Genomic DNA, 8,275 nt, shown 5'->3' with positions numbered 1-8,275 from the left:
GGTCAGGGTCGAGTCGGGTTACGCGGCACCAAAGTTCGACTTGTCGGCCTCGTGCTCGCCGTCGGCGTCGTCCAACTCGTCGATATCGTCCAACTCGTCGATGAGATCATCATCGAGGTCTAGCTCTTCGACATCGGTGGCCGCGCCGCCCGCGTAGGCGAACTCCGCCAGCTGGCCGGCGAGGCTGTTCGGGACGCGGGCGCGGACCCGGGTGCCGGTTTCCTCATGGTCGGCGCTGAGGATCTTGCCGTCCGCGTGGATGCGGGCGAGCAGGTCGCCGCGGGTGTAGGGCAGCAGGACGCTGACCTCGACATCCAGGCCGCCGAGGATCTGGCCGAGGCGATCGCGGAGCTGGTCGATGCCCTCGCCGGTGCGGGCCGAGACGAAGGCCGCGTCGGGGAGCCAGCCGCGTAGCTGGGTCAGTTCCAGGGGGTCCAGGGCGTCGATCTTGTTGACCACCAGGAACTCCGGCGGCGCGGGAGTCTTGGTTTCGCGCAAGACATCGGTGATGACCTCGCGCACGGCCTTGATCTGCTGATCCGGCAGCGCGTCGGAGCCGTCGACCACGTGCAGCAGCAGATCCGCGCCGGTCACCTCTTCCAGGGTGGACCGGAACGCCTCGACCAGCTGGGTGGGCAGGTGGCGGACGAAACCGACGGTGTCGGTGAACACGACCTCGCGGCCGTCCTCCAGCGCGGCGCGGCGGGTGGTCGGATCCAGGGTGGCGAACAGGGCGTCCTGCACCAGGATTCCGGCATCGGTCAACGCGTTCATCAGCGACGACTTGCCCGCATTGGTGTAGCCGACGATCGCGACCTGCGGGATGCCGCTGGACGAGCGCTTGGCGCGCTTGGTGTCGCGGGCGGTCTTCATCTCGCGGATCTCGCGGCGCAGCTTGGCCATTCGCTCGCGAATCCGGCGACGGTCGGTCTCGATCTTGGTCTCACCGGGACCACGCAGACCCACACCGCCATTGCTGCCCGCACGACCACCGGCCTGCCGGGACATGGACTCACCCCAACCGCGCAGACGCGGCAGCATGTATTCCATCTGGGCCAGCGACACCTGCGCCTTGCCCTCCCGCGAGGTGGCGTGCTGGGCGAAGATGTCCAGGATCAGCGCGGTGCGGTCGATGACCTTCACCTTGACGATCTTCTCCAGCGCGGTCAGCTGCGCGGGCGAGAGCTCACCGTCACAGACGACGGTGTCGGCGCCGTGCTCGAGCACCATGCCGCGAAGCTCGTCGGCCTTGCCCGAGCCGATGTAGGTGGACTTGTCCGGCTTGTCGCGGCGCTGGATCAGCGCGTCGAGCACCTCCGAACCCGCGGTCTCCGCGAGCGCGGCCAGCTCGGCCATGCTCGCGTCGGCCTGCGCGGCCGTGCCCTCGGTCCAGACACCGACCAGAACGACCCGCTCCAGTCGCAGCTGCCGGTACTCGACCTCGGTGACGTCCTCGAGTTCGGTGGACAGACCCGCGACGCGACGCAGCGCGGCGCGCTCCTCGAGCTGCTGTTCGCCGACGGTCAGCGCGGCCGACCAGCCATTGCGGCCGGTCTCGGGCGCGTCGTTGGTCTCCTCGTCGAGGTCCTCGGCGGGAGTGAACTCATACGTTTCTGGCTTACTCATACACCTCCATAGTCCCACGTCCCAACAAACGACCGCACTCGGTTATTTCGGGGCGACCACCATGCGACACCCGCGTCACCGCTCACGACCTGGTCACGAACCGCTCCCCCGCGCGCACGATCACATCGTCGAGCACCTCGCGGGACCGCAGCAGGTCCGCGATCGTCCGGTCGATGCGATCGCGTTCGGAACGCAACTCGTCCACCAGCTCGGGGGTGGCGCGCTCGTTCGCGCCGCCGTCGACGTCCCGCATGCACGGGAGGATCTCGAAGATCTTCTTGCTGTTGAGGCCGGCCGCGAAAAGCTCCTGGATGTGGATCACCCGATCGACCGCGAGCTCCGGGTAATCGCGTTGCCCGCCGGGCGTGCGGTCGGCGACCAGCAGACCCTGCTCCTCGTAGTAGCGCAGCGACCGATCGCTCACGCCGGTACGTGTTGCCAGCTCACCGATTCGCATGCGGCACTCCGGAATCCAAGGCTTGCACCTCACATTGATGTCAGGTTTTACCTTACCGGCATGACGAACACAGACCTCTTCACCACCGGCCGCGTCGGCGCACTCGAACTCCCCAACCGCCTCGTGATGGCCCCGATGACCCGCAATCGCGCGGCCGCCGACGGCACCCCGACCGAGCTCATGGCCACCTACTACACCCAGCGCGCGACCGCCGGACTGATCATCGCCGAGGCCGCCACCCCCAACCAGGTCGGACTGACCTACCCGAATATCCCGGCCATCTACACCGATTCGCACATCGCGGGCTGGCGGCGGGTCACCGGCTCGGTGCGGGCCGCGGGCGGGCGCATGGTGCTGCAACTCCAGCACGGCGGCCGCGTCGGGCACCCGGACAACAGCGGGCTGACTCCCGTCGCGCCGTCCGCCATCGCACTGCCCGACACCGTGCACACCCGCACTGGGCACCGGGACGCGGTCACCCCGCGCGAACTCACCGTCGCCGAAATCCAGGACACTGTCGCCGATTTCGTCACCGCCGCCCGCAATGCGATCGCGGCCGGATTCGAGGGCGTCGAAATCCACAGCGCCAACGGCTATCTGCTGCACCAGTTCCTGTCCGACAACACCAACCAGCGCACCGACGCCTACGGGGGTTCGATCGCCAATCGGATCCGGTTCACCGTCGAGGTGGTGGACGCGGTGATCGCGGCCATCGGAGCCGAGCGGGTCGGGGTGCGGATCGCCCCCGGGGTGAACGTCAACGGCATCGCCGAGACCGACACCGACGAGCTGTACCCGGCGCTCGTGTCCGCGCTCGCGCAGCGGCGGCCCGCCTACCTGCACGTGGTCTTCGCCGACCCGGAAAGCGGCCTGTTCCACCGTATCCGGAGCCTGTGGCCGACCACCCTGATCGCGAACCCGAACCTCGGCTGGGGCGTCCCGCTACCCGCCGACGGCGGAGCCGCCGCGGCCGAGGCGCTCCTCGGCGCGGGTGCGGACCTGGTCTCGCTGGGTCGTTCGTTCCTGGCCAATCCGGACCTGGTGGAACGCCTGCGGATCGGCGCGCCGCTCAACACCGTCCGCGACGCGCACCTGATGTACGTCGGCGGCGCGACCGGCTACACCGACTACCCGGTGCTCGACATGGTCGCCGCGTGAGCGAAGGCTCAGGCGTCCTGCCACCACTTGGCCGCGATGCGGCCCGTCGCGACCAGTTCCGACGGGCCGCGCAGCCACGCCGAACCGTGTTCGATGCCGACGGTCACCACGCCGCCGGGGATGCGGACCTTCACATGCCCGGTGTCGGAGGCGAGGTCGAAACCGTCGCGGGCCAGGGCGGCGGCCGCAGCCGCCACGGTTCCGGTGCCACAGGATCGGGTCTCGCCCACACCGCGCTCGTACACGCGCATGTTCACACCCCGCTCACCGTCGGAGCCGACATTCAACGGGGTCAGGATCTCGACGTTCACACCGTGCGGGAACAGCGTGTGATCGAAGCCGGGGGCCTGCTCGAGGTCGAGGTCGGCGAGCAGTGCCGGGGTCAGGTCCGGATCCACGCAGGCCAGGTGCGGGTTGCCGACGTCGATGCCGATCCCGGTGAATTCGAGTCCGCTCAGCGTCGCCGTCGAGGGACCGAGGTTCTTCACAATGCCCATGGCGACGGTCACTTCACCGTGCACAGGGTCGGCGTGGTGCACGACCACCGGCCGCGCGCCCGCGCGGGAGCCGACCACGAACTCGGAACGCTGCTCCAGCCCGGTCGCGACGAGGTAGTGCGCGAACACCCGCACCCCATTGCCGCACATCTCGGCGATGGACCCGTCCGCATTGCGATAGTCCATGAACCAGTCGTCGACGTCGACGCCCTCGGGCAGTGCGGCCAGCACGCCGGTCTCGATCAGCGCGCCCGCGCGGGCCACCCGCAGCACCCCGTCCGCGCCGAGCCCCCGCTGCCGGTCGCACAGGGCGGCGATCCGGGATTCGGTGAGCTGCAGCCAGGCGTCCGGGTCCGGCAGCACCACGAAATCGTTCTGGGTGCCGTGGCCCTTGCTGAATTCGATATCGGCGGCGCTGCTCTCGCTCGTCATGGTCATTACGGTAGCGCCCGGCGCTGACGGGAGATTTCGTAGAGGGCCACCGCGGCCGCGGACGGCATGCCGAGCGTGCCGTCGGTGGGGATGCAGACCAGTTCGTCGCACACCTGCCGCCAGCCCGCGGCCAGGGCATCGGTCTCGTCGCCGAGCACCAGCACCGTGCCGCCGTCGAACTTCGCGTCGTCGAGGGCCAGGCCGCCGCGATCGTCACTGCCGACGATCCGCGTCGAGATGCCACGCGCCCGCTGCCGGTCCCGGAACGCCGCCACCTGAGCCGGACCCGAGGTGCGCAATACGGGCACCTCGAACAGGGCGCCGTCGGAGGCGCGCACGCTCTGCGGGTCGTATTGGTCGGCGCCGGAACCGGTCACGATCACCCCGCCCGCCCCGAACGCCGCCGCCGATCGGATCAACGCGCCCAACCGGATCGCCGACGCGGGCCGGTCCACGACCACCACGGTCGCCGGATCCTCCGCGGTGCCCGGCGCGAAGTCCTCGAGTTCGGGACGTTGCGTCACCGCGACCGCCACCAGTTCCGGCACCGGCTCGCTCGGTTCGGCCAGTTCGGCCATCACCTCCGGCACCAGGCCGATACCGGGCACGCCACTGGAGTCCAGCACCCGCCGCACCCACGGCGACGGTTCGGGATCGCCCAGCCGATAGACCAGAGTCTCCAGCGGCCAACGGCATTCGAGGGCGCGGCTGATGGGCCGCATGCCCTGCACCAGGAATCGGGAATCCCGGGTGCGTGCGGCGCGGGTGGTCAGGTAGGCCTGCCACACCCCGACCGCGGCGGTGCGTGTGTTCGCGCGACGCGTCACTGTGGTTGTTCCTGTTCGTCCCTCAACGGTGCGGCTCGAGGAGGGCCAGCGTGGTCTCCGCCAAGGCGGGATCCGCGCCGTCCACCCATCGCACCCGCTGATCTCGGCGGAACCACGACCGCTGTCGCCGGACATAGCGCCGGGTGCCGATGAAGGTGCGCTCCTGAGCTTCGTTCAGGTCGTATTCGTTGTCCAGGAAATCGAGGACTTGGGCGTAACCGATGGCGCGGCGGGCGGTTTGGCCGTGGCGCAGACCGTGCGCGAGCAAGCCCTCGACCTCGTCGAGCAGACCGGATTCGAACATCTTCGCGGTGCGCAGTTCGATGCGGGCATCCAGTTCGGCGGTCTCGCGATCGACACCGATAATGGCCGTCCCCCAACGGGGTTCACCGATCTGGGGCGCCGAGGCGGCGAACGGCTGCCCGGTCAGCTCCACCACCTCGAGCGCGCGCACCATGCGGCGGCCGTCGGTCGGCAGGATCGTCTGCGCGGCCACGGGATCGGCCTGTTTCAGCGCCTCGTGCACGGCGACGGTGCCGCGGTCGGCCAGCACCGTCTCCCACTTGGCGCGGATCTCCGGATCGGTGGCCGGGAAATCCCAATCGTCCAGCAGCGCTTGCACGTACATCATGGAGCCGCCCACGATGACCGGGGTGCGGCCGCGCGCCATGATCGCCTCCACGTCGGCGCGGGCCGCCGCCTGATACGAGGCGACGGTGGCGGTTTCGGTGATGTCGAGGACGTCGAGCTGGTGGTGTGGGATGCCGCGGCGTTCGGCGACCGGGAGTTTCGCGGTGCCGATGTCCATGCCGCGGTAGAGCTGCATGGCGTCGATATTGACGATCTCGCCGTCCAGGCGTTCCGCCAGATCCAGGGCCAGATCGGACTTTCCGGTGGCGGTGGGGCCGACGACCGCGACGGGGCGGGTCACGCGGTGACCCCGTTGCCGGCGGAGCGGGTCGGGCGCCACACGCTGACGTGGTAGGCGACGCCGAACGGGGCTGCGGCGTAGCGGGTTTCGACCTGCGGATCAGCGGGGTCGGCGGCGAACAGTCCGGCCAGCGCCTGGTAGGCGGGCCGGCCCTCCACCTCGATCTCGGCGCACAGGGCGGTGTCGAGGGCGGCGAGGGCCTGGCGGTCGCCCGCGCTCAAGGCGCGATCGATGTCGGCTTGTACGCCCTCCGCGCGCTCGTCCAGGTATCGGGGGGCCTTGAGGGAGAGGGTGGCCGCGCCGTCGGCAACCACCAGGACACCGACCGGTTCGGATTCTGCGTCGAGTTCCGCCCGCAGCGCCCGCCCGAAGGCCAGACACTCCTCCGCGGTGGCATCTGCCGAGATCAGACGGCATTCCGCGACGGTCTCGGGCGCTACCTGCTCGCGTAGCCAGCCCGCGATCAGCGCGGGCAGCGGTAACAGGACATCCGCGACACGCTCGGCAACCCGGCCTGACAAGCCGACCCGCACGTCCACGCCGAAGCCCCGGAACGTGCCGACCGCGTCAACTCCGATCACCCGGCCCGAATCGCCCACGCCCGAGCCCTCCCCCGGCTCCGCCACACCGACCACGACCCAACGCGACACGCGGGCGGCCAAGGCCTCGCCCGCGGCCAACACCGCAGCTCGCAGCTCCGCGACAGCCCCCTCGACGGCAGACCCGGCCGCACCCTCCAGTTCGGGAACCAGCACGGGCGGAGAGGGGACCAGTGACGCAACACAGAACACGCCGTCAACCGTAGCGCTACCGCACCTCACCAGCCCCACCCCCGCCGATCGCCGCGCCGCCGAAGCGGGCTCAAAGACAGCATTTCGCATCTCAGCCTGGTTGAATGGGATGAGCTAGACCGATGAGCTAGGGCGTAACCAGGCAGCCGTGACGCGCGGCAGGGACGAGGAGCTATGACCGACAACAACGGAAACGAGAAGGCTACCCACCCGGAGTCGACCCCGACGCCCCAGCCCGGCGCCGCCGTGCCTGCCCCGAGCGAGAGCGCCAAGCCATCACCGGCGGCCGCCGCCGCACCCCGCCCGGGGGGTCCGCGCCGCAAACCCGAAACTCCCAAACCGCACGCAATGCCCGGCCCGGCCGCCGCGCATCCGCACCCGGTCGTGGTGCCCAGCGTCAGCGACCCCAGCCAGTGGGGACGGGTCGACGACGACGGCACCGCCTGGGTCAAGACCGCCGACGGCGAGCGGGTGATCGGCTCCTGGCAGGCCGGCGACGCCGCCGAGGGCCTGGCCCACTTCGGCCGCCGCTACGACGATCTGGCCACCGAGGTGGCGCTGCTGGAAGCCCGCCTGGCCGCCGGCACCGACGCCCGCAAGACCAAGACCGCCGCCACCGCGCTTGCCGAAACGTTGCCGACGGCCTCGGTGATCGGCGATCTGGACGGTCTGTCCGCCCGGTTGCAGGCCATCATCGAACACTCCGACGAGGCGGCCGCGCACGCCAAGGAGGAGAAGGACCGCACCCGGCACGAGCAAACCGAGCGCAAAGAGGCCTTGGCAGCCGAGGCCGAGCAGATCGCCAACGAGTCCACCCAGTGGAAGGTCGCGGGCGACCGGCTGCGCGAGATCCTCGACGAGTGGAAGACCATTCGCGGCGTGGACCGCAAGGTCGACGACGCGCTGTGGCGCCGCTTCTCCAAGGCCCGCGAGGCGTTCAACCGCCGCCGCGGGGCGCACTTCGCCGATCTGGATCGCGAACGCGCCGCCGCCAAGAGCCGTAAGGAAGAGCTCTGCGTCCGCGCCGAGGAACTGTCCGGCTCGACCGACTGGTCCGGCACCGCCGCCGTCTTCCGTGAGCTGCTGACGGAGTGGAAGGCCGCCGGTCGCGCCCCCCGCGAGGCCGACGAGCAGCTGTGGCGCCGCTTCAAGGCCGCCCAGGACGTGTTCTTCGCCGCCCGCAACTCCGCGGCCAGCGAACGCGACCACGAGTTCGAGCAGAACGCCTCCCTCAAGGAGGAGCTGCTGAAGGCCTACGAGCACATCAACCCGGAGACCGGGCTCGATGCCGCTCGCAACGCCCTGCGCGAACTCCAGGAGAAGTGGGACGCCATCGGCAAGGTGCCCCGCGAGCGCATGCACGACCTGGAATCGCGGCTGCGCGCCATCGAGAAGAAGGTCCGCGAGGCCGCCGACGCCCAATGGCGCCGCACCGACCCCGAGGCCATGGCCCGCGCCGCCCAGTTCCGCGAGCGCGTCGCCCAGTTCGAGGAGCAGGCCGCCAAGGCCCAGGCCGCGGGCAAGACCCGCGACGCGGAGAAGGCCCTGGAGCAGGC

General features: G+C 70.2%; 7 protein-coding genes and 1 pseudogene. 2 read left to right on the top strand and 6 right to left on the bottom strand.

Going from position 1 to position 8,275, the window contains the following annotated elements:
• Positions 1-147 precede the first annotated feature (147 nt).
• Positions 148-1,626 (bottom strand): annotated as a pseudogene (gene hflX, locus ACFV4K_RS32915) (GTPase HflX); the annotation flags it as partial.
• Positions 1,627-1,708: 82 nt separating this feature from the next.
• The gene (locus ACFV4K_RS32910) at positions 1,709-2,083 is read right to left on the bottom strand and encodes a MerR family transcriptional regulator (protein ID WP_379280176.1); all 375 of its coding nucleotides are present in this window, start codon (positions 2,081-2,083) and stop codon (positions 1,709-1,711) included.
• Between the two features lie 60 nt (positions 2,084-2,143).
• On the opposite strand from ACFV4K_RS32910, the gene ACFV4K_RS32905 reads away from it, so the two are divergent.
• Positions 2,144-3,241 carry an alkene reductase gene (locus ACFV4K_RS32905; protein ID WP_379280175.1) on the top strand — a complete coding sequence of 366 codons (1,098 nt, stop codon included), beginning with the start codon at positions 2,144-2,146 and terminating at the stop codon, positions 3,239-3,241.
• Positions 3,242-3,249: 8 nt separating this feature from the next.
• Here ACFV4K_RS32905 and dapF read toward each other — a convergent pair whose 3' ends face one another.
• From dapF to ACFV4K_RS32885, 4 genes are read right to left on the bottom strand one after another with little or no spacing between them, the layout of a single operon-like run.
• The gene (gene dapF, locus ACFV4K_RS32900; RefSeq protein WP_379280173.1) at positions 3,250-4,170 is read right to left on the bottom strand and encodes a diaminopimelate epimerase; all 921 of its coding nucleotides are present in this window, start codon (positions 4,168-4,170) and stop codon (positions 3,250-3,252) included.
• Between the two features lie 5 nt (positions 4,171-4,175).
• Positions 4,176-4,997 (bottom strand): TrmH family RNA methyltransferase, encoded by an 822-nt coding sequence (locus ACFV4K_RS32895; protein WP_379280172.1) that lies wholly within the window; start codon positions 4,995-4,997, stop codon positions 4,176-4,178.
• A 22-nt stretch (positions 4,998-5,019) separates the two neighbouring features.
• Positions 5,020-5,928: a tRNA (adenosine(37)-N6)-dimethylallyltransferase MiaA gene (gene miaA / locus ACFV4K_RS32890; protein WP_379096523.1), complete on the bottom strand. Its 909-nt coding sequence runs from the start codon at positions 5,926-5,928 to the stop codon at positions 5,020-5,022.
• Positions 5,925-6,683, bottom strand: a complete 759-nt coding sequence (locus tag ACFV4K_RS32885; RefSeq protein WP_379280170.1) for a hypothetical protein — start codon at positions 6,681-6,683, stop codon at positions 5,925-5,927. The genes miaA and ACFV4K_RS32885 overlap by 4 nt, the downstream gene beginning before the upstream one ends.
• Positions 6,684-6,893: 210 nt before the next feature.
• Between ACFV4K_RS32885 and ACFV4K_RS32880 the strand changes: the two genes are divergently transcribed.
• Positions 6,894-8,275: DUF349 domain-containing protein (locus ACFV4K_RS32880; RefSeq protein ID WP_379280169.1), on the top strand; the 1,382-nt coding region annotated here is incomplete at its 3' end.

Origin of the sequence: Nocardia sp. NPDC059764 (assembly GCF_042732555.1) — a bacterium.
Lineage (GTDB): Bacteria > Actinomycetota > Actinomycetes > Mycobacteriales > Mycobacteriaceae > Nocardia.
The sequence above is the reverse complement of the archived record's forward strand: the minus strand, read 5'-3'. Positions and strand labels throughout refer to the sequence as shown.

Bases quoted from the DNA above. Each gene is read 5' to 3' on its own strand.
- dapF (WP_379280173.1), bottom strand. From the start codon at position 4,170: ATGACGAGCGAGAGCAGCGCCGCCGATATCGAATTCAGCAAGGGCCAC.
- ACFV4K_RS32910 (WP_379280176.1), bottom strand. From the start codon at position 2,083: ATGCGAATCGGTGAGCTGGCAACACGTACCGGCGTGAGCGATCGGTCG.
- ACFV4K_RS32905 (WP_379280175.1), top strand. From the start codon at position 2,144: ATGACGAACACAGACCTCTTCACCACCGGCCGCGTCGGCGCACTCGAA.